Source organism: Stenotrophomonas sp. YJH_SMC_69, from assembly GCF_059370495.1.
On the sequence record NZ_JCAFTS010000005.1, the window covers coordinates 86,852 to 108,941 of the forward strand.

Annotated in this window: 18 protein-coding genes; 2 read left to right on the forward strand and 16 right to left on the reverse strand. The window is 67.4% G+C overall.

What is annotated here, in order from left to right:
* Positions 1-111: 111 nt before the first annotated feature.
* Together AC5P8F_RS10380 and AC5P8F_RS10385 are read left to right on the forward strand one after the other, a co-directional pair.
* Positions 112-3,186 carry a TonB-dependent receptor gene (locus tag AC5P8F_RS10380; RefSeq protein ID WP_495228058.1) on the forward strand — a complete coding sequence of 1,025 codons (3,075 nt, stop codon included), beginning with the start codon at positions 112-114 and terminating at the stop codon, positions 3,184-3,186.
* 203 nt (positions 3,187-3,389) lie between these two features.
* Entirely contained in the window at positions 3,390-3,584 is a 195-nt protein-coding gene (locus tag AC5P8F_RS10385; protein ID WP_008267227.1) for a heavy-metal-associated domain-containing protein, read from the forward strand.
* Positions 3,585-3,662: 78 nt separating this feature from the next.
* On the opposite strand, the gene cueR is transcribed toward AC5P8F_RS10385, so the two are convergent.
* The 16 genes from cueR to hisG all read right to left on the reverse strand — a co-directional run bounded on the left by cueR (position 3,663) and on the right by hisG (position 22,060).
* Complete coding sequence (gene cueR, locus AC5P8F_RS10390) at positions 3,663-4,118, reverse strand: Cu(I)-responsive transcriptional regulator (RefSeq protein WP_049440847.1); 456 nt, start codon at positions 4,116-4,118, stop codon at positions 3,663-3,665.
* 11 nt (positions 4,119-4,129) lie between these two features.
* A complete protein-coding gene (locus AC5P8F_RS10395; RefSeq protein WP_495228060.1) occupies positions 4,130-6,631 on the reverse strand; it encodes a heavy metal translocating P-type ATPase in 2,502 nt (833 codons plus the stop codon).
* Between the two features lie 150 nt (positions 6,632-6,781).
* Complete coding sequence (locus AC5P8F_RS10400) at positions 6,782-9,739, reverse strand: TonB-dependent receptor plug domain-containing protein (RefSeq protein WP_075076819.1); 2,958 nt, start codon at positions 9,737-9,739, stop codon at positions 6,782-6,784.
* Between the two features lie 352 nt (positions 9,740-10,091).
* Positions 10,092-10,823: a copper homeostasis protein CutC gene (locus AC5P8F_RS10405; protein ID WP_445979005.1), complete on the reverse strand. Its 732-nt coding sequence runs from the start codon at positions 10,821-10,823 to the stop codon at positions 10,092-10,094.
* A complete protein-coding gene (locus tag AC5P8F_RS10410; RefSeq protein ID WP_041863371.1) occupies positions 10,820-11,818 on the reverse strand; it encodes a glycosylasparaginase in 999 nt (332 codons plus the stop codon). Before AC5P8F_RS10410 ends, AC5P8F_RS10405 begins: the two co-directional genes overlap by 4 nt.
* Before the next feature lie 51 nt (positions 11,819-11,869).
* A complete protein-coding gene (locus tag AC5P8F_RS10415; RefSeq protein ID WP_014646956.1) occupies positions 11,870-12,892 on the reverse strand; it encodes a glucokinase in 1,023 nt (340 codons plus the stop codon).
* Between the two features lie 84 nt (positions 12,893-12,976).
* A complete protein-coding gene (locus tag AC5P8F_RS10420) occupies positions 12,977-13,261 on the reverse strand; it encodes a hypothetical protein (RefSeq protein ID WP_046430369.1) in 285 nt (94 codons plus the stop codon).
* 36 nt (positions 13,262-13,297) lie between these two features.
* Positions 13,298-14,887 (reverse strand): calcineurin-like phosphoesterase family protein, encoded by a 1,590-nt coding sequence (locus tag AC5P8F_RS10425; protein ID WP_329768651.1) that lies wholly within the window; start codon positions 14,885-14,887, stop codon positions 13,298-13,300.
* Between the two features lie 98 nt (positions 14,888-14,985).
* The gene (gene hisIE, locus AC5P8F_RS10430; protein WP_014646954.1) at positions 14,986-15,606 is read right to left on the reverse strand and encodes a bifunctional phosphoribosyl-AMP cyclohydrolase/phosphoribosyl-ATP diphosphatase HisIE; all 621 of its coding nucleotides are present in this window, start codon (positions 15,604-15,606) and stop codon (positions 14,986-14,988) included.
* A complete protein-coding gene (gene hisF / locus AC5P8F_RS10435) occupies positions 15,596-16,372 on the reverse strand; it encodes an imidazole glycerol phosphate synthase subunit HisF (protein ID WP_495228064.1) in 777 nt (258 codons plus the stop codon). Before hisF ends, hisIE begins: the two co-directional genes overlap by 11 nt.
* On the reverse strand, positions 16,366-17,100 hold the full coding sequence (gene hisA / locus AC5P8F_RS10440) for a 1-(5-phosphoribosyl)-5-[(5-phosphoribosylamino)methylideneamino]imidazole-4-carboxamide isomerase (RefSeq protein ID WP_495228067.1): 735 nt from the start codon (positions 17,098-17,100) through the stop codon (positions 16,366-16,368). The genes hisF and hisA overlap by 7 nt, the downstream gene beginning before the upstream one ends.
* On the reverse strand, positions 17,097-17,699 hold the full coding sequence (gene hisH / locus AC5P8F_RS10445) for an imidazole glycerol phosphate synthase subunit HisH (protein WP_032957991.1): 603 nt from the start codon (positions 17,697-17,699) through the stop codon (positions 17,097-17,099). Before hisH ends, hisA begins: the two co-directional genes overlap by 4 nt.
* Positions 17,696-18,769, reverse strand: a complete 1,074-nt coding sequence (gene hisB, locus AC5P8F_RS10450) for a bifunctional histidinol-phosphatase/imidazoleglycerol-phosphate dehydratase HisB (RefSeq protein ID WP_014646950.1) — start codon at positions 18,767-18,769, stop codon at positions 17,696-17,698. The genes hisH and hisB overlap by 4 nt, the downstream gene beginning before the upstream one ends.
* The gene (gene hisC / locus AC5P8F_RS10455) at positions 18,766-19,860 is read right to left on the reverse strand and encodes a histidinol-phosphate transaminase (protein WP_069118396.1); all 1,095 of its coding nucleotides are present in this window, start codon (positions 19,858-19,860) and stop codon (positions 18,766-18,768) included. Before hisC ends, hisB begins: the two co-directional genes overlap by 4 nt.
* Positions 19,857-21,152: a histidinol dehydrogenase gene (gene hisD / locus AC5P8F_RS10460; protein ID WP_032957995.1), complete on the reverse strand. Its 1,296-nt coding sequence runs from the start codon at positions 21,150-21,152 to the stop codon at positions 19,857-19,859. Before hisD ends, hisC begins: the two co-directional genes overlap by 4 nt.
* The gene (gene hisG / locus AC5P8F_RS10465; RefSeq protein WP_032957997.1) at positions 21,149-22,060 is read right to left on the reverse strand and encodes an ATP phosphoribosyltransferase; all 912 of its coding nucleotides are present in this window, start codon (positions 22,058-22,060) and stop codon (positions 21,149-21,151) included. Before hisG ends, hisD begins: the two co-directional genes overlap by 4 nt.
* Positions 22,061-22,090: the final 30 nt, after the last annotated feature.

Below are 22,090 nucleotides of genomic sequence, written 5' to 3' on the forward strand. Positions count from 1 at the left end.
CGCGTGCGGTGCTACTGCCACTGCATGGCGACAGCGACAAATTCACTTCAAATTAGATCGATTCAAGTTGTCCGTGCCACGTCACCGGATCAATCCAGGAGAGAGGGAGAGATGGGAATGAAGCATTCAATACGTACGCACGGCCAGGACGCATTGTCGCTGGCCATCGCGCTGGCCCTGGCTGCCGCCGTCATTCCGGCAGGCGCCGCCGCGCAGCAGGCCACGACCACCAGCTCGCAGGACGCCACGACTCTGGACAGCGTCCAGGTCACCGGCTACCGCTATGCCATTGAAAAGAGCCTTGAGCAGAAGCGCGATGCCAACGCCGTGGTCGAAGTGATCACCGCCGAAGACGTCGGCAAGTTCCCCGACAAGAACGTGGCCGACGCACTGCAGCGCGTGCCCGGCGTGGTCATCACCCGCAGCGGTGGCGAAGGCAAGAGCGTCAGCGTGCGCGGCCTTGCACCGGACCTGACCCTGACCCAGTTGAACGGCAACTTCGTCGCCTCCTCGGAAACCAACAACGAAGCCACCCGTTCCTTCAACTACACCCTGCTGCCGTCGAACATGCTGTCCAGCGCCGAGCTGTTCAAGTCGCCGGAAGCACGCATCGACGAAGGCGGCATCGGCGGCACGGTCATCCTGCATACCCGCCGTCCGCTCGACATGGAATCCAACTCCGGCTACGTGAACCTGGAGGGCACCACCTCCGACACCAGCCACGACGTCGATCCGCAGGTGTCGGCGCTGTATTCCTGGCACAGCAAGGACGAGCGCTTCGGCGTGCTGGTCGGCGTGACCCAGCAGAAACGCACTACCCGCACCATGGAGGCCAGCACCGAGGACTACCAGTGGTACGGCAACGGCACCACCGCCCGCGATGCCAACGGCAACCTGCTGGAGCAGGATGGCATCCACTACTGGTGGGGCGAGTCCGGTTTCAACAACCAGACCGGCAAGAACTACAGTGAGTTCTTCATGCCGACCTCGGTGAACTTCGCGGTGAAGGAAGAGAAGCGCGAACGCAAGGGCGGGCAGCTGACCTTCCAGTTCAAGCCGGTCGACAACGTCACGATGACGGCCAACTACTTCCGCTTCGAGCTGCAGGGTGACTACACCCAGAACATGCTGAAGGTGCCGGAGTGGAACCTGGCCCGCTACAACCAGGACGGCAACTGGGCCGGCGGCCGCCTGCTCAATGGCCTGGACTTCGATCCGAGCGGCAGCATCGTCACCGGCGCGCAGTACCAGAAGCTGGCCGGTAAGACCTACTACTGCAGCGAGGATGAAGCGGCTGCCGCCGGCCTCAAGCCCGGTGGCTGGGGCCCGGACGACTGCACCATCCCCACCCCGCAGCTCACCGGCGGCTACAGCAAGGAAAAGGCACTGTCGCAGACCGCGGACCTGACCATTGACTGGGACATCAGCCCCCTCTGGAAAGCCTCGTTCACCGGCGGCCGCACCTGGTCCGAAGGTGGTCCGTCGATGAACTTCCGCATGTCGGCCAAGCCGCGCCGCAAGGTGGGCAACCAGTGGCAGTCCGGCAACCAGTACACCGCGTGGGACCTCACCGGCACGCCGTCGGTGCAGTTCTCTCCCGACCTGCAGCAGCAGCTGATGGCCGGCGTCGCCGAAGTCGATACCGGTTCCACCGACTCGTCGTGGATGCAGACCGAAGTCAAGCAGAACTACTTCCAGGCAGACGTCACCAAGCTGTTCGAGGCCGGCTGGCTGGACTCGATCCAGTTCGGTGCCAAGTACCGCGACGGCAAGGTCCACCGCAACACCGGCAACACCTACTGGGTGTGCCCGGGCCTGGACCCGTCCGACTATGACAACAACCGTTACCAGGCCGGTTGCGATCCGACCGCTGGCAACGCGCAGCCGGGCTTCTTCCTGTCCAACCCGATCAGCAACATCACCGGCGCCTTCAACGCCAATGTGTTCCCGGGCATCAACTACCCGGCCTACATCGATTACCTGAACAAGACCTACGGCGGCTCGCACAACCGCACCGAAGAAGACTTCGTCTACGACGTCAACGAGAAGATCTACTCCGGCTACTTCCAGGCCAACTTCCGCACCGAGCGCGTGCGCGGCAACGTCGGCGTGCGCGTGGTGCGCACCAAGCAGTTCGCCCAGTCCAGCGACTCGGTCGAGCGCTTCAACGACTACTTCGTCGACAACGCCAGCGGCGCGCCGATGAGCTGCGATGATCCGGCCGCCGATCCGAACCTGCGCTGCCAGGGTGGCTTCGTCCGCCTGCCCGACGCCCAGGTGCGCGACAAGGTGTACGCCCTGTCGTCGCTGGAGAAGACCTATACCGACGTGCTGCCGAGCTTCAACATTGCCTGGGACATCACCGACAACCTGGTGCTGCGCGGTGCGGCGTCGAAGGTGGTCGCGCGCCCGAGCTACACCAGCATCGCCTATCCCGGTGGCCTGCGTTACATCAGCGAGGAGTACGCCAACGATCGCCGTGTCACCGGCGGCACCGACACGCCCGGCTGGTACGGCTCGGGCAGCAACAAGGCGCTGGAGCCGTTCAAGGCGGTCCAGTTCGACCTGGGCCTGGAGTGGTACTTCCAGCCGGGCGCGGTCGCAGGTGTTTCGCTGTTCCGCAAGAACGTGGACAACTTCACCGTGCCGGTGGTGCGCGACCAGCAGATGAACGTCGGCGGGCAGTCGGTCACCGTGCAGAAGTACGAGACCCAGGCCAACGGCCGCGATGGCGTTTCGCAGGGCGTGGAGCTGTATGGCCAGTACACCTTCGACTTCGGTCTGGGCGTGCAGGCCAACTACACCTACAACGACACCAACCTGGCCTCGATCGTGCTGGACGGCGAGGAAATCGGCTCATCGCCGCTGGTCGGCAGCGCCAAGAACCAGGCCAACGTCACCGTGTTCTACGAGAACGACAAGTTCCTGGCGCGTGCCTCGTACAACCGTCGCGGTGAAGTGGTCGGCGGGCTGAACAATGGCATGACCACCTACACCAAGCCGTACAGCCAGCTTGACCTGAACGTGGCCTACAACCTGACCCCGGACTGGACGGTGACGGCTGCCGTGCTGAACGCCACCAAGTCCGAGCTGCGCAGCTACATCGGCAACGACAGCCAGGCCCGCCTGCTGTCCAACCTGTACGCCGGTCGCCAGTTGTACTTCGGCGTGAACTGGAAGTTCTAAGCCCGCACCGGGTTGGCCGGGCACGTCCCGGCGCAACCCATGCCCTGCCCTGGCGGGGACGTTCCTCCACGGCAGCCGCGCTGGTACAGGTGGCTGCCGTTTTTTTTGTCCGCGCCTTGTTCGTCGTTCAGCCCGACGCTTGACCCTGCCATCGTTGGAAGGTGCACACTGGTCCCATCCCAAGAGCAGCGAAGGAGCTACAGATGGAATTCCATGTCGACGGCATGACCTGCGGCGGCTGCGCGCGCAGCGTGACCCGTGCGATCCAGCAGATCGATCCCAACGCCAGCGTGGTGGCCGATCCGCCGACCGGGCTGGTCAAGGTGCAGACCACCGCGTCGCAGGAACAGGTGTTCGCCGCGGTGAACGATGCCGGCTTCCCGCCTCGCACTGCCTGATTCCCTGAACTGCATCCAGAACCAAGCCCGCCCCGTGCACTGTCACAGGGCGGGCTTTTCAGTGCACGCGATATCGATTCAATGCTTCTGTGCGCGTCGCCGCACCGCGCCGGTCTTGGCGGCGACGACCGGCACCGGGGCATCATGGTCTTCGCCCAACCGCTCCAGGATCGGGCATTCCGGGCGCTCGTCACCCGCGCAGCAGCTGATCAGCGACTTCAACGTGTCGGCCATCTGCCGCATGTGCTCGATGCGTTGCTCCAGGTCGGCAATGTGCTGTTCGGCCAGGTGCTTGACGTCGGCGCTGTGCCGCGAGGTGTCGTTCCACAGGCCCAGCAGATCGGTGATCTCGGCAACCTGGAAGCCGAGATCGCGCGCGCGGCGGATGAAGCGCAGGCGGTGGATGTCCGCCTGCGAGTACGCCCGGTAGCCCGACTCGGTGCGATCAGCCGCAGGAATGAGGCCGATCTGTTCGTAGTAGCGGATCATTTTCGCCGACACGCTGGAGGCCTTGGCGGCTTCACCGATATTCATGCGGTTCTCCCTCAATGGATTGCGGCGGGGGCGTCCGCCATCGGCGGCTGGAAGCGGCGCAGGCGCAGCGCGTTGCCCAGCACGAACACGCTGGACAGTGCCATCGCACCGGCCGCGAACACCGGCGAGAGCAGCACGCCCCAGGTCGGATACAGCACGCCGGCCGCCACCGGAATCAATGCGGTGTTGTAAGCGAAGGCCCAGAACAGGTTCTGGCGGATGTTGCCCAGCGTCGCCTTCGATAGTGCAATGGCATTCGGCACGCCCTGCAGGTTGCCCGACATCAGCACGACATCGGCCGACTCGACCGCGATATCGGTGCCGGTGCCGATGGCCAGGCCGACATCGGCCTCGGCCAGCGCCGGCGCATCGTTGATGCCGTCGCCGACGAAGGCGACATGGCCATGTGTGGCCTTCAAGCGGCGCACCGCCTCGACCTTGCCTTCCGGCAGCACCTCGGCCACCACGTCGTCGATGCCGAGCTGGCGCGCGATCGCCTGCGCGGTACCAGCGTTGTCACCGGTGATCATCGCCACCTTAAGGCCAAGCTGATGCAGTGCCGCGATTGCGGCCGGCGTGCTCGGCTTGATCGGATCGGATACCGCGATGATTGCGGCCAGGCGGCCGTCGATGGCGGCATACAGCGGCGACTTGCCCTGGATGCCCAGCTCTGCCGCCAGCGTCGCAAACAAAGTGATGTCCACGCCCAGGTCGCGCATGAAGCGATCGGCACCGACCTCCACGCGTGCACCCTCGACACTGGCCCGCACGCCCATGCCGGTGACCGATTCGAAGTCGACCATGCCCGGCAACGCGATGCCCTGGCCGGTCGCGGCATCAACAATCGCGCGGGCGATGGGATGCTCCGAGCGCGACTCCGTTGCGGCAACTGCCGCCAGCACCGTGTTGTGATCGAAGCCGGCAGCAATCTCCAGATCGGTCAGGCGCGGGCGCCCTTCGGTCAGCGTGCCGGTCTTGTCCACCGCCATCACCTGTGCATCCTTCAACAACTGGAGCGCTTCACCCTTGCGGAACAGCACACCCATCTCGGCGCCACGGCCGGTACCGACCATGATCGAGGTCGGCGTGGCCAGTCCCATCGCGCATGGGCAAGCAATGATCAGCACCGCCACCGCATTGACCAGCGCGAAGCTCAGCGCTGGCGAGGGCCCGAAGATCAGCCAGACTGCGAAGGTCGCCAGCGCGGCCAGCATCACCGCCGGCACGAACCACAGGGTGACCTTGTCGACCACCGCCTGGATCGGCAGCTTCGAGCCCTGCGCCTGTTCGACCATGCGGATGATCTGCGCCAGCATGGTCTGCGCGCCCACCGCCGTGGCACGTACCGTCAGTGCGCCCTTCTGGTTGACCGTACCGCCCACCACGCTGCTGCCCGGCTGCTTCTCGACCGGGATCGGCTCGCCGCTGATCATCGACTCGTCGATGTAGCTGCGGCCCTCGACCACCTCGCCGTCGACCGGCACGCGCTCGCCCGGGCGCACTTCCACCACGTCGCCGCTCAGCACTTCATTGACCGGGACATCCACCGTCCGGCCGTCACGGACCACGTGGGCAACCTTCGCCTGCAGATTGACCAGTCGCTTGATCGCCTCGGAGGTGCGGCCCTTGGCCCGGGCCTCAAGGAAGCGGCCGAGCAGGATCAGCGCAACGATCACCGCCGCTGCTTCGTAGTAGACGTTCACCGTGCCCGCCGGCAACAGCGTCGGCAGGAACGTGGCCACCACCGAGTAGCCAAACGCTGCGGCAGTGCCCACCGCCACCAGCGAATTCATGTCCGGCGCCAGCCGCAGCAGCGCGGGGATGCCCTTCTGGTAGAAGCGGCGGCCCGGGATGGCGAGCACCAGCGCGGTCAGCACGAACTGCAGGTACCAGCTGGCCTGCATGCCGATGGTGGACATCACCCATTCGTGCATGCCGGGGATCAGGTGCGACCCCATCTCCAGCACGAACACCGGCAGCGCCAGCGCGGACGCCACGATCAGGTCGCGCTTCAGTTCGGCGCGCTCGGCATCCTTCTTTTCCGCGGCCTCGTCATCGGACTGCACGCCGGCTTCAATCACGCGTGCGTCATAGCCGGCCTTGTCGATCGCGGCGACCAGCGCTGCAACTTCCGCCACGCCACGCACCGTGGCGCGCTCCGTGGCCAGGTTCACGCTGGCCTGGCTGACGCCGGGCACGGCCAACAGCGCACGTTCGACTCGGCCCACGCAGGACGCACACGTCATGCCCTCGACCGACAGCTCGGTGGTGGCAGCGGGCACGTCGTACCCCACCCGCTCCACCGCCTGGATCAACGCGGCCCGATCGACCGGACCGGACGGGCGGATATCCGCGCGCTCGGTGGCCAGATTGACCGAAACACTGCCCACGCCTTCGACCCTGGACAGCGCCGCCTCGACCCGGCCGACACAGCTGGCACAGGTCATGCCCTCGATGGGCAGGCTGATGGTGGCAGGGCTTGCGGGGGCTGCAGTGGCGCGGGGCGTGCTCATGATCGGATTCCCGGGGCTCCTTCTGGATGCGGACAGGCTAAACCTTGCCATCGTGGGAAGGTCAAATCCAGCCTGTCCGCAGTTCCTGAATGGGCACCCGGGTGTCCATATCCACGCATGGCGTGGACCTACCGGCGGAGGCAGGTCACCTCAGAAGGTGAACACATACTCCAACGCGAACTCGCGGCCGACCGCGCCCAGCAGGCGGGTCGGAGCGAAGTCGTAATCCAGCTTGTACGGGTCCTTGTGGTTCCAGCTGGCGGCGTTGAAGGCGTTGTTGACGTACACGTTTACCTTCGCGTGTTCGGTCACCTGGTAGCCCACGTTGAAGTTCCAGGTGATGAACGGCCCCACTCGACCGTAGTAGCGCGCCGTCTGCTGCCCGGCGTTGGGGTTCGGGTTCACCGAACCATCCGGCAGCCGTGCCGGCTCCAGGCAGTTCAGCGACGGGCTGTCACTGGGCACGTAGCCATCGGCGAACGGCAGGCAGCCACCAGGGTTGTCCAGGCGGTCGGTACCCCAGTGGTAGCGCACGCCCGGCACCGAACCGATGCGGTCGGCATAGACATTGGCGTTCCAGTTGCCGCGCTGCCAGGCCAGGCTCGCGCGCAGCTTGCTGCGCAGGTCACGATCGCGGCGTTCCGGATTCGGGTCGGCGGCGTAGCGTTGCTCCTTGGTCGAGATCTGGTTGGTGTAGTTCACGCCCAGCTGGAAGCTGCCCCACCGCGCGGTTTCCAGGCGATAGCGCGCGGTCAGGTCGATGCCGCGCACCTCGCGGCTGGCCAGGTTGAACGGGCCGCGCTCGATCGATACCAGGCGACCGTTGCTGTCACGGTTCACGCGGGCCAGGATGCCGGCGCAGTACTCGCCACCGGCCGGGTTGGCCCATGGCGTACCGTCCATGTTCTTGCCGGTCAGGCAGCCGGCCTCGCTGGCCAGCACCTCATCGGCGCCGACGTCGACGATCATGTCTTCCAGCTTGATCGCCCAGTAGTCGGCACTGACCGACAGGTTCGTCAGCACGTCCCAGACGAAGCCGACCGTCCACGAATCGCCGGTCTCCGAGCGCAGCAGCGGCGTCCCACGCCGGTTCACGTCGAACGTGTACCAGACGTCGGTGTTGCCCACGCCACAGTTGTTGACCAGGTACGCGCCGCTCTGGATGCAGCGCAGGCGGTCATAGGTCTGCACTTCCGAACTGCTCGGCTGGCCCAGCAGGTAATGCATGTCCGGCGCATGGAAGCTGGTGGCGTACGAGCCACGCACCAGCAGCGATTCGACCGGGCGCCATTCCAGGCCGACGTTCCAGGTGGTTTCCTTCTGGCTGCCGATGTCCAGCGCTTCGCTGCTGTCATCGGCCTTGTAGTTGCCATAGCGGTCGTAGCGCGCGGCCGCAGTGGCGGTCACGCTGTCCAGCAGCGGGATCTTGAACTCGACGCCGGCCGAGTAGCGGGTACGCTCGCCGCCGCCGCGATCGACATTCTGCAGGTCGAAGTCGATGCCAGCGCGCGGGTCCGGACTGAGGTGATAGCCCTGCTGCGCGACTTCAGCCACCGCCGCAAACGAAATCGGGCCGGCCCAGCCCTGGAACAGCTCGCCGGTGATATCCGCCGACGCCTGGTTGACCCATGACGCCGCGCGGTTCTTCGCCACGGTCCCCATCTGCCAGTACTGGTCCGGCGTCAGCGGGTTCCACCAGCGCGATTCGTTCAACGCATAGATCGCCTCGCCATCGGCGGTGGTGCCCAGGCGCGGGCCAAGGAAGTAGTCATACGACTTCTGCTTGTCGACCACGTTCTGCCGTTCTTCCACGCGGTAATAGGAACGCCCCACCGTGGCACTCCAGTCAAAACGGTCGGCCAGGCGCCCGCGCAGGCCCGCGCTCCAGTCCCAGGACAGTTCGCGGTTGGTGTTGCGCAGCGTATCCAGGCCCCCGACTTCGTTCGGGGTGAACTGGCGCACGCCCAGGATCGGCCGGTTGCGGTTGGCATCCCAGTAATAGCCGTTGTCATCGTCGATCAGCGACACGCCGGGCGGATTGGTGCCCCAGATCGCTTCGGAGCGATACACCGCCAGGTTGGTCCAGGCCTGCAGGTCATTGCTGAAATCGAAGGTGGCGTACAGGTTTCCGGACACGTTCTCGGCGCCGCCGGTAAGCAGCCAGTTGGCGTAGTCGGCGCTCATGCCGCACAGGCGGCCGGTGTTGGTGATGCGGTTGGCGGCGTAGTTGTAGACCAATCGATCGGCGGTGTAGTACTCGCCGTCGAATTTTTCGCAGGTGCCGGTGGGCGGCGCCAGGCGCTGGCCCGTGGTCGGATCGATCAGCGCCAGACCGGCGGTGGGACGGAAGCCGACCTTGCGTTGTTCCATGTTCCAGGACGGGTACGGCGCATCGTCGGCATCGTCCATCTGCGGGCGATCACGCCCGAACAGCGGGTCGCGCTTGGTGTACTGCAGCGCGTAGGTCACGCTCCAGTTGTCGCCGGTCTTGCCACCGGCCCAGGACAGATCCCAGGTATCACGTCCGCCTTCGCTGGAAGTGCCGCCGCGCACGCGCACTTCGTCGCCGTCGTAGTTGGTTTTGAGGATGACGTTGACCACGCCGGCGATCGCATCCGAACCGTAGATGGCCGAGGCGCCACCGGTCAGCACTTCAATGCGCTCCACCGCCGCGGCCGGAATGTTGCCGTAGTTGGAGAAGTTGGTTTCGCCACCGTAGGGCAGCGGGTAATCCGCTACACGACGGCCATTGACCAGCAGCAGCGAGCGGTTCGGGCCCATCCCGCGCAGGTTCAGGCCGCTGGCATTGGGCGTATGCGAGCCCCATTGCGATGCGGCTTCAACGGTGCCTGTGGCCTCGGTGAGGGTCTTCAGCGCGTCGTACACGCTGACAAAGCCTTCCTTCTGGATCTGCGCGGCGGTGATCACGTTGACCGGCGCCGGGCCCTCGACGCTGGCGCGCTTGATGCGCGAGCCGGTGACGGTGACCGCGTCCAGATCCTTGGTGGACGAACTGGCAGCTTCCTGCGCGCTGGCCGCCAGCGGCAACAGGGCCAGGATCAGGGCCTGGGACAGCAGGTGGCGACGCTTGTGGACGATCTGAGCCATGGGTGGTTGCTCTTCGAAGATGTGGACGCACGGGCGGACGGTGGCGCGGCACTACGACGGATCCAGGCGCTTGGATCGGTTCACGACCGATAAGGCACCTCCCCTGTGGATCGATCCAAACTAAAGCACAGCTGAACCACGCCCGGCATGCGGCAACGCAGCAACAGCCGGCGGATTGCCGCTATCGGCTGCCGGTGTCCAGAACAATCAAAGAGTTGCGAAACATCGCTGAGAGAACGGCGCACGAAGTAGTGACACGATCACGACAACCGCGCGCGGAACGGTTTTGTCCGTCGCGTGACAGCGCCGGGGTCAGAGCCCTTCTGCGAAGGGATCCGACCCTGGGCAGCGATCAGCCGTCCAGCGCCTGCCGCAGCGCGGCCACGGTAGCGGCGGCGGTCTGGCTCCAGTCCGGGTCCAGACCGCGCAGCGCCGGGTTCTGGAACTGCATCGCCGAGCGGCGCAGGCCTTTTGCGGAGGCGTGCAGTTCGGTACAGCCGGTCTGCCGCGCGACGGTTGCGATGTTGCCCGCGGCCAATCCGGCGCCAGCCATCACCGTGATGCGCCCCGCCGCCTGGGTGACCAGGCCCGCCAGCACATCGGCACCGGCCTCGGCGCTGGCCTGCCCGCCCGAGGTCAGCACGCGCTGGCAGCCCAGCCCGATCACCTGCTCCAGCGCCGCCGGCAGATCGCGGGCGGCGTCGAAGGCGCGATGGAAGGTCACCTGCAACGGCCCGGCGGCCTGCACCAGTTCCCGGCACAGCGCCAGGTCGATGCCGCCCTGCACGTCCAGCGCGCCGATCACCACGCCATCGCAACCCAGCGCGCGGCACTGCGCGATGTCACGCAGCATCAGTTCGGTTTCCAGCGCGTCGTAGTGGAAGTCGCCCGGGCGTGGCCGCACCAGCACGAACAGCGGAATCGACAGGCGCTCGCGGGCCATCGCGATGCTGGCGAACGACGGCGTGGTGCCGCCCTCGGCCAGGTTGTCGAACAGTTCGATGCGGTCGGCGCCGCCAGCCTGCGCGGCCAGCGCCGAGGCCAGCGAGTTGCTGGCGATCTCCAGGGTCAGCCGCGTACTCACGCCTGGGTGCTCGTGTAGATCGACGGCGAGTCACGCAGGTCATCCTGGCGCTGCGCATCGCACACCGCATAGACGAAGCCACGATGCAGCGCGTAGGCACCGACCTCGCCCTGCTTGTTCATGGCCAGGAAGCACACCTGCAACGTTCTGCTCGCTTCCGGGCGCTTGCGCACCACGCGGTCGATGGCTTCACGGCAGGCCTGCGCCGGTGAACGCCCCTGGCGCATCAGCTCGACCACCAGGAACGAAGCCGCGTTGCGGATCATCTCTTCACCCACCCCCGAAGCAGTGGCCGCGCCGACGTCGTTGTCGACGTACAGGCCGGCGCCGATGATCGGACTGTCGCCAACGCGACCGTGCAGTTTCCACGCCATGCCGCTGGTGGTGCAGGCACCGGCCAGCTGGCCCTTGGCGTCCAGTGCCAGCATGCCGATGGTGTCGTGGTTGTCGCTGTTGCCGGGAATGCCACGGCGCTCGGCATTGATCTGCGGCTGGTACTTCTCGGTCTTCAGCCACTCGCGCCAGGCCGCTTCGGCCTGCGGCGTCAGCAGATGCTTGCGCTCGAACCCCTGCTGCACCGCGAACTGCTGCGCGCCCTCGCCGACCAGCAGCACATGCGGGCTGTTCTCCATCACTTTGCGGGCCACCGACACCGGATGCAGGATGTCCACCAGCGCGGCCACTGCACCACAACGGCCATCGCCGTCCATGATGCTCGCATCCAGGCTCAGCACGCCGTCGCGATCCGGATTGCCGCAATGGCCAACGGTAGGGTTGCACAGCTCGCTCTCGGCCCAGCGTGCGCCCGCCTCCACCGCATCCAGCGCGCTGCCACCCTGCGCCAGCACCTTCCATGCGGCCTGGTTGGCCGGTACGCCGAAGTCCCAGGTGGAGACCACCCGGGCCCCACCCTGCGTGCGCGCCTGCACGCCCGGCAATGCCGCCATGCCTGCGGCCAGTGCACCGGCCTGCAGGAACTGCCTGCGATCCACCATTTTCCCCTCCCAGTCTGCAATGCACGGCCGGCCCGATGCCAACCCTGCCGATCAGTCGTGCGTGGGCTGCCGTGCGGCGTGCCAGACCGCTGCGCCGAGCACGCCCAGCTGGCCATGCTCCACGCGCCACACCGGCACCTGGCGCAGCACCTCGGTCAGCACGCCCTTGTTGAGGAAGCGCTCACGGAAGCGGCCATCGGCCAGGAAATCCTGCACATGCGCGGAAATGCCACCGGCCAGGTACACCGAGCGCGCGCCGACGGCGATCGCCGCGTCGCCGGCCAGGCTGCCCAGCCACGCACAGAAGACCTGCAACGTTTCCACCGCCAGTGCATCCTCACCGCCACGCGCGGCGCCGATCAGCGCCTCCGTACTGTTCCACACCGGGGTGACGCCGCGCAGTTCGCACAGGCACGGATACAGGTTCATCAGGCCGCTGCCGGACAGCACGCGCTCGTTGTCCACGTGCGGCCAACGCTGCAGCAGGCGGCCCAGCACCTGCAGTTCCAGCGCGTTGCCGGCGCCCAGCGCGGCATGACCGATCTCGCTGGCCAGCACCGGACGCTCGCCATCAGCGAAACGCAGCGCGGCGCCCAGCCCGGTACCCGCGCCCAGTACCAGCGCCGGGAAGGCCTGCGCCGGATCGGCGTCGCCGTTCAGTGGCACCAGGGTTTCCGGCTGCAGGTAGGGGATGGCCAGCGCCACCGCTTCGAAATCATTGATCAGCTGCAGTTCGTGCAGCCCGGACTGCGCGCGGGTGGCCGACAGCGAGACCGTCCACGGCAGGTTCGAGTTGATCAGCACATCGCCATCCAGCAGGCCAGCGATGGCGACCACCGCGGTCTGCACCGGGTGGCCGAGGCCGGCGGTGAAATCGGCCAGGATTGCGGCCAGGCTGGAATGCTCGGCACAGGCATAGGTACGGTGGCTGCCCAGCAGCGGCGTCTGGCCGGGTCGGGTTTCCGCCAGCGCGAGCCGGGCAAAGGTGCCGCCGACATCGGCGACGACCAGACGGCGCGGAAGACCGCCGCGGGCGGAGTCGGAGGAAACCGTTGACGCTGCTGCGATGGTCACGCTGGCCTGCTTGGATCGATTGAATCGCCCCGATTCTCAGGCATCGGGGCGGCTTTGCCTAGCGCGCCGGTGGTTCAGGTGAACCTACATGCCTTCCTCTTCGGCCACCTGCACCCCATCCACCAGCACGCGCAGGCGCTGCGGGCGGAAGCCGGCGAACAACAGCGGCCGGGTGCGCTCGACCAGCACTTCGTGGCCGGCGATGTGGCGCAGCCACGACTGTACCAGCGAGAACGAGAAGTGGGTGCCCGGATGCAGCGGGTGCTGCACCCAGACCTTCTCGGTGGCGCTCTGCAGCAGCATCGCGCCGGTGAACCAGTGGCGGCTGAGGGTCACCGGTGTGGTGCCGGCCATGAAGCGGATATCCATGCGGGGTCCTTTCGCTGGAGCGCTGGTGCGCGGGGGTCAGGGCTGGGCAGTCTGCAGGCTGTAGCTGGTGGTGGCGGTGAACACTGCGCCATCAGGCTGGGTGGAGCGTACCTCGACCTTATGGCTGCCCACTGCAAGATCGGTCGGCAGCGCGCCGCGCCACAGGTGCGGCGACGCAGTGGCCTCGGGCGAACGGTCGTAGCCGCGCAGGCTGCTGGCCAGATCATCGGCCACGTTCTCCACCATCAGGCGCGGGTCGGGCTGGCTGACCTGCTTCATCGGCTGCCAGGCGCCGCCATCGACACGGTACTCGACCACGCTCCGATCCTCGCCCATGTAGACGTTGGCGTAGACACCCCACGCCGGGTAGGCCCCCTGGCGCAGCACCTTCGGCGCGTGCAGGCCGATCTGCTCGCTGGCCGGCCTGCCGGCCACGCGGTACTGCAGGCGATAGCTGCCGTTGCCGGCCACGTCGAGCAATGCATAGCCCTTCGGCGTGCCGTCGCTCATGGTGCTGTCCGGCACGCCAGCGGCATTCTTCACGCCCGACCAGAACGCACCGCAGTTGGCACCGACGTTGTATTCGTGCAGCGGCTTGTCGCCGTTCCAGCCCTCGGCCTTGCCGTGGTAGACGTGCTGCTGGGTGTGGCTGTGGCCGCTGAGCACCAGTACGTTGCGGAAGTCCTTCAGCAGGTCGAACAGGCGCTGGCGGTCAGCATGGCGGAAGGTCTCGCGCCCCGGCGCCGCGTCGAACAGCGGGATGTGCAGGCCCAGCACCAGCAGGCGGTCCTTGTGCAGGCCCTTCAGGTAGCTGGCGAGGAAGGCGAACTGGTCTTCGCGCAGGCCGCCGACGTACTTCGGCCTGGCCTTGGGGTCGTACACCACGTCGTCCAGGAACACGAAACTGGCGCCGCCCTCTTCCACCGCGTAGGTGTCCGGGCCGTAGATGTTGCGCCAGCTGTCCAGTGAGTGTTCGTCGCTGGCCGCATCGAAGTCGAGGTCATGGTTGCCCGGCACGTGGAACCACGGCACGCCGAGTTCGGTGGTGACCTTGTTGATCGCCGGGTACAGGGTCAGGTCGTCGTTGACGATGTCGCCCAGGGTGGTGCCCATGCGTGCCCTGGTCTGGCCGACCAGTGGCGCCACGATCGACTGCTGGTAGTAGCCGATGTCCTTCAGGCTGGCGGTCTGCGAATCGGTGAATACCAGCATCTGGAAACCACGACGGCTGTCATGCCGATCCGACTGCAGGGCGAAGTCCCAGTTGCGGGTGACGTCGCTGGTCGCGGCGATGCCGCCGTACTTCAGCGCCGGCGAGCCGTTCGGGCGGTAGTGGCGCCAGAACGAAGGCAGGCCTTCCGCCGCCTTCGGGAAGGCGTAGGCATCGGGCTTGATCACGAATACGGTCTGGCCGTCGCGCACCGGCAGGCTGTAGCTGCCGTCAGCGGCAGTCTTGACGATGGTCTCGCCGTTGGAAACCTGCACCCCGGCCAGGCCCGGATCGGTCGCACCGCGGCCGGGCTTGCCGTCACGCTCCAGATAGACCTTGCCGCTGACCACGGTGTCCGCGGCCCAGGCCGGCGAGGTCAGCAACAGGCAGCACAGCCAGGCGGCAGGCAGTTTCATGGGCGGTCCGGGAAAGAAGAAGACCACCTATTGTAGAGCCGAGCCATGCTCGGCTGCATTGCAGAGGTGGGTGCGGACCGTTGGTCCGTACGCCTTCCTCAACGATGGCGTTTTTCCAGCACCGCGCGCGCATCATCCAGCGACAGCCCGCGCGCGCGCAGCAGCACCAGCAGGTGGTACAGCAGGTCCGACGCCTCGCCCAGCAATGCCTCATCATCCTGCGCCACGGCGGCCAATGCGGTCTCCACGCCCTCCTCACCCACCTTCTGCGCGATGCGGCGGATGCCGCCTTCAAACAGGCTGGTGGTGTAGCTGCCGGGAGGGCGCTGCGCGTCACGCATGGCCACCAGCTGGCCCAGCCCACCCAGGAAATCCTTCGGCGCCTGGTCGAAACAGCTCTCGGCACCGGTGTGGCAGGTCGGCCCGGCCGGGCGCGCCATCACCAGCAGCGTATCGGCGTCGCAGTCGACACGGATCGACTGCACCACCAGCACGTTGCCGGACTGCTCGCCCTTGGTCCACAACCGCTGCTTGCTGCGGCTGAAAAAGGTCATGTGGCCGATGGCCAGCGTAGCCGCCAGCGATTCGGCGCTGACATAGCCCAGCATCAGCACCTGCAGGGTATCGGCATCCTGCACCACGGCCGGCAGCAGGCCGTCGCCCTTGCCCCAGTCCAGCGCCTGCAGCGCATCCAGCGATGGCCTCACTTCAATAGACATCCCGCACCTCGATCTGCTGTCCGCGCAGGTAGCGCTTCAATTCTGGAATGGCGATGGCGCCGCTGTGGAACACACTGGCCGCCAACGCACCGTCGACGTCGGCCTGGTCGAAGGCGTCGGCGAAGTGCTCCATCGCTCCGGCACCACCGGAGGCAATCAGCGGCACCTGGCACAGCGCCCGCGCCTGCTGCAGCTGCACGACATCGTAGCCACGGCGCACACCGTCGCTGTCCATGCAGTTCAGCACGATCTCACCGGCTCCACGCCGTTGCGCTTCGACGATCCAGTCGAGCGTGCGCAGCGGCACCGCCTGGGTCTTGTCCGGATCGCCGCTGAAACGACGCACCCGCCATTGCCCGTCGGCCTCGCGCACCGAATCGACCCCCACCACAACGCACTGCACGCCGAACTCGTCCGCCAGCTCGGTGATCAGCTCCGGCCGGCCCAGCGCCGGCGAATTGATCGACACCTTGTCGGCACCGGCGAACAGCGCGCGGCGCGCGGTTTCCACGCTGTCGATGCCACCGGCCACACAGAACGGAATGTCGATCAGGCGCGCGATGCGCTCGATCCAGGCGACGTCAACCGACCGTGCCTCGGGACTGGCGCCGATGTCATAGAACACCAGCTCGTCCGCGCCCTGGTCGCGATAGCGCTGTGCCAACTCGGCGATGTCGCCCATGTCGACGTGATCGCGGAAGCGCACGCCCTTGACCACGCGGCCATCGCGCACGTCCAGGCACGGAATGATGCGGCGGCTCAACATGCCAACGCCTCGCTCAGGTCCATGCGCTGCTCCAGCAGTGCCTTGCCGAGGATGGCACCTCCGCAGCCGGCGGCACGCGCCTCGGCCACATCGGCCACGTCACGGATGCCACCGGACGCCTGCACCGCCACACCCGGCAACAGCGCCGACAGGTGCTGGTAGAGGCTGATGTTGGGCCCGGCCAGCATGCCGTCGCGGGCGATGTCGGTGCACAGCAGATGGCGCATGCCGGCGCGCGCGTAGCGCCGGGCCAGGTCATCCAGGGTCACCCCGGCGTTCTCGGTCCATCCGTGCACCGGCAGCTGCCACTGCCCCTGTGCGTCCTGGCGCGCGTCCAGCGCAATCGTGATGCGATCGGCGCCGAATTCCTCCAGCCAGCCGACCACTTCATCGTGACGACGCACCGCCAGCGAACCCACCACCACGCGGCCGGCGCCAGCGTCGAGGATGCGCGCCACATCGTCGCGGCCGCGCACGCCACCGCCGGTCTGCACCTGCAGCGGGGTCTGCGCACGAATGGATGCCAACAGCGGCGCCAGCGTGTAGCCACCGGCCCGTGCGGCATCCAGGTCGACCAGATGCATCCACTGCGCGCCCTGCGCGGCGAAGGCCTGCGCGCGCGGCAGAGGGTCATCCCCATAGGAGGTTTCCTGCGCGTAGTCGCCCTGGCGCAGCCGCACCACGCGGCCGTCGCGGATATCCAGCGCGGGGTAGACGATGAAACTCATGCAGCAGTGCCCTCGAGGAAGTTGCGCAGCATCAGCGAGCCGGTCTCGCCGGAGCGCTCGGGATGGAACTGTGCGCCGTAGTAGCGCCCCTGCTCCACCACGGCGGTGAACAGGCCACCGTGGTCGCAGGCAGCGACGGTGTGGGTATTGAGCGGCGCCGCATAGCTGTGCACGAAGTAGGCGCTGGCGCGTTCCGGCACGCCCTGCAGCAACAGCGATTCGCGCAGCGGCAGCAGGCGGTTCCAGCCCATGTGCGGCACGCGGATGCCACAGGCCGGCACCAGCTTGCGTACCACGCCCGGAATCAGTCCCAGTGTCTCTACGCCCGCTTCCTCGGAGCGTTCGAACAGCAGCTGCATGCCAAGGCAGATGCCCATCAACGGCACCTCCAGTCGCTGCAGCGGTTCCACCAGGCCCTGAGCGTGCAGGCGCTGCATGCCGGGACCGGCGGCGCCGACGCCGGGCAGGATCACCCGCCGCGCACCAACCAGGCCGTCCGCATCGCGCACCAGCCGCACCGTCGCGCCCAGGCGCTCCAGTGCGTAGCGCACCGAGCCCAGGTTGGCGCCACCGGCATCGATCAGCGCAACATCGCTCACAACGCCCCCTTGGTACTCGGCAGTGCCGTGCCCTGCCGGGCCAGCGCCGGACGCAGCGCGCGCGCCAGCGCCTTGAAGCAGGCCTCCACCTTGTGGTGATCATTGTCGCCGCGCACCTGCAGGTTGAGGTTCAAACCGCTGGCATCGCACAGCGAACGGAAGAAGTGCGGCACCAGCTCGGTCGGCATATCGCCCACGCGCTCGCGCTTGAACTCGCCCTCGAACACGAAATAGGGACGGCCGCTGAAGTCCAGCGCAGCGCTGGCCAGGGTCTCGTCCATGGGCAGGGTGAAGCCGTAACGGCCAATGCCGCGCTTGTCGCCCAACGCCTCGCGCAGGGCCTGGCCCAGGGCCAGCCCGGTGTCCTCGATGGTGTGGTGCTCGTCGATGTGCAGGTCACCCTCGGCCTGGATGTCCAGCGCGAAGCCGCCGTGCTTGCCGATCTGCTCCAGCATGTGGTCGAAGAACGGCAGGCCGGTGGCAATGCGTGCATCGCCCGCGCGGTCCAGGTCCAGCTCAACGCGGATCTTCGTTTCTTTGGTGTTGCGCTGGACAACGGCGGTGCGCGGCGCGTCGGCCAGCGCATGGGCGATGCCCGGCCAGTCCCACTCCCCACCAAACTGCGCGGTGCGCAGCTGGAAACCACGGATGTTGAGGTTGGCGGCAAACTGCAGGTCGGTGATCCGGTCACCGACCATGCCCGAGCGTGCCCAGTCGATGCTGCGGTCCTGCAGGTAGGCGGTCATCAGGCCGATGCCCGGCTTGCGGGTCGGCGCATTGTCCTGCGGCCAGCTGGAATCGATCAGCACGTCACGGAAGGTGATGCCCTGGCTCTCGAAGATCTGCAGCATCAGGTCGTTGGGGCCATCGAAGCTGGCGCGCGGGTAGCTGTCGCTGCCGAGGCCGTCCTGGTTGGTGACGATCACGAACTGGTAGCCGGCATCACGCAGCTTCAGCAGCGCCGGGATCACCTGCGGCACGAAGCGCAGCTTTTCGTAGGCGTCGATCTGGAAGTCGGACGGCTCCTCGATGAGGGTACCGTCGCGGTCAATGAACAGGATCGGGGTCATGCTGCGGCCCTCCGCGCCGACAGGGCCGCAAGCACGCGGTCATTCTCTTCGGGGCTGCCGATGCTGATGCGCAGCGCATCACCCAGCTGCGGCGCAGCGCGCTGGTCGCGCACCACCACGCCTGCAGCCAGCAGCGTATCGAACGCGGACTGGGGATCGGCGAAACGGACCAGCAGGTAGTTGCCGGCCGAGGCATACACCCGGCACACGCCGGGCAGGCCGGCCAGGGCTGCACGCAGGCGCTCGCGCTCGGCGATCACCGTGGTCACGCGCTCGGCGGTGCGCGCCAGCGCGGCCGGCTGCAGTGCCTGCACGGCCAGTTCCGCGCACGGCGTCGGCACCGGGTACGGCGCCTGGCAGCGACGCAGCAGGGCAATCAGCTCCGGGGCAGCGATCAGCGTGCCAACGCGGGCGGCCGCGAGCGCGTGCGCCTTCGACAGCGTGCGCAGCACCGCCAGATTGGCGTGCGCGGCCAGCAACGTGGTCGCCGACGGCCGTTGTGCATACTCGACATAGGCCTCGTCCACCACGACCAGCGCCTGCCCGCGCAGCGCAACCGCCACGCGCTCGACCTCATCCAGGGCGATGTCACTGCCGGCCGGGTTCGACGGCGCACACAGGAACACCAGCTTGGCACCCTGCGCCTTGGCCGCGTCGATCACCGCATCCAGATCGGTGCGCAGTCCATCCTCGCTGTCCACCAGCGGCACTTCAATCAAGGCGGCACCCTGCAGGCGTGCGCAGACGGCGTACATGCCAAACACCGGCGGCGTGACCAGCACGCCATCGCGACCCGGCACGCACAGCGCGCGCACCAGCAGATCAATGGCTTCGTCGCTGCCGCGACCGATCAGCAGCTGCTGTGGCGTCACGCCGTACAGCGCCGCCAGTCCCTCGCGCAGCGCGAGCGGCTGCGGCTCCGGATAGCGCCGGCTGCTGCCTGCGGGATCGGCCGCATTGGCCCAGGCCGACTCATTGGCATTCAACCAGACCTCGCCCTGCACCGCCGCGCTGCGTGCCGAGCTGTAGCCGGCGAAGGCCTGCAGGTCCGGGCGCACCAGTGCCAGCACCTCATCGATCGCCGCGCTCATGCCGCCACCTCCATGCGCAACGCAACGGCACGCTCGTGCGCATCCAGGCCTTCGGCACGGGCGATGATGCGCGCGCAGCCGCCGATCGCGGCCAGGCCGGCGGCGCTGGCGCTCTGCACGCTGATCAGGTTCTGGAAGCTGGCAACGCTCACGCCGCTGTAGGCACGCGCGGCACCGGCGGTGGGCAATACGTGGTTGGTGCCGCTGCAGTAGTCACCCAGTGCTTCGGGGGTGTAATCGCCCAGGAACACCGAGCCGGCCGCCTGCACCTTGTCCAGCCATGCGCGCGGATCACGCAGGGCCAGGATCAGGTGCTCTGGTGCATAGCGGTTGCTGATCGCGAACGCCTCGTCCAACGCATCGACCTGCACCAGCCGCGATGCCGACAGTGCCTGGCGCGCGATCTGCTGGCGCGGCAGCAGGGCCACCTGGCGCTCAACCTCGGCTTCGACCGCCGCCAGCATCACGGCGTCGTCGGTCAGCAGCAGCACCTGCGAATCCGGACCGTGCTCGGCCTGCGACAGCAGGTCGGCGGCGACGAACGCCGGATTGGCGCCAGCATCGGCAATCACCAGCACCTCCGAAGGACCGGCAGGCATGTCGATGGCGGCGGCGCCGTCCTGTGCGACCTGCTGCTTGGCTTCGGTAACGAAGCTGTTGCCCGGCCCGAACAGCTTGTCGCAGGCCGGAATGCTGGCCGTGCCATAGGCCATCGCCGCGATCGCCTGCGCGCCGCCCAGCTTGAACACGCGCTGCACGCCGGTCAGGCGGGCGGCTACCAGCACTGCCGGATCGGCACTGCCGTCGGCGCGCGGCGGGGTGCACAGCACCACCTGCGGGCAACCGGCCAGCTGCGCCGGAACGCCCAGCATCAACGCGGTGGACGGCAACGGCGCGCTGCCAGCCGGTACGTACAGGCCCACCCGGCCGATCGGGCGCAGCATGCGTTCGCAGACCACGCCCGGCGCGGTTTCAACTGCATAGCCTTTGCCCATGCCAGCGGCGTGGAAGCGCGCAATGCGTTCGGCGGCGTCCACCATCGCCTGTCGCAGTTCGGCGGGCACGGCGGCTTCGGCAGCGGCGAATTCGGCTTCGGAAACTTCAAACGAGGCCAGCTCGACGCCATCGAAACGCGCCGTAATCGCACGCAGCGCATCGTCGCCCTGTGCACGCACCTGCGCGATCAGGGCCGCTACGGCATCGCGGGTCTGCTGGGCCACGGCCTGCACCGGGCGGGTCAATGCCGCGCTGCGCGCGGCCTCATCAAGTCGGGACCAGATCAGACGGTTCATGCCAGCGATCGCTCCACGCTCAGTACCATCAGGCCCTGCGCGCCCGCGCGCTCGAGTTCTTCCATGCGCTGCCAGCTCAGCGGGCCGGGGCACATGGTCTGCAGGCGCAGCGCGCCACCATCGGCCGGCAGCCGCACCAGCGGCTCGGCATCGGCCAGCAGCTGCGCCAGCGCGTCGACGCGATCTTCGCTGGCACGGAACATCAGCAGCTTGCGGTCCTGGCGCTGCACCACGCCGTCGAGGCGGCGCAGCAGCATCGCGCGCAGCGATGCACGTGCGTCATCCGGCACGCGCATCGCACCAGCCAGCACCGCCTCGCTGTCGAGCAGGTTGTGTACCGGGGTCAACTGGTTGGCACGCAGCGTGGCGCCGCTGGAGACCAGATCGCAGATCAGGTCGGCGGTACCCAGGCGCGGGGCGATTTCCACCGACCCGGACAGCTCGACCACCTGCGCGTCCACGCCCTGCTCCGCCAGCCACTGCTTGAGGATGGCCGGGTAGCTGGTGGCGATGCGGGTGCCGGCCAGCTGCGCCGGACCCTGCCACTGCCATTCCTCGGGCACCGCCAGCATCAGCCGGCACTGGCCGAAGCCCAGCCCGCGCAGCGCCTGGTAGGCGTCCGGCAGGCCGATCTGGCGACGCGCTGCGGCCTGCTCGTCCAGTTCATTGCGACCGACGATGCCGAGGTCGCAGACGCCATCGGCGATCAGGCCGGGGATGTCGTCGTCGCGCACCAGCAACAGGTCCACCGGCAGCGATTCGCCGTAGCAGAACAGCTTGTCGCGGCTTTCGCGCCAGCTCAGACCACAGGCGCTGAGCAGGTTGCGGGCGGGCTCGGCCAGCCGGCCACTCTTCTGGATGGCGATACGCAGCCGGTCTCGTGCCGGCGCTGCCTGGGTTGCACTCATGGGGGAGGTCTCGAAGTTCGGAACGGGGCG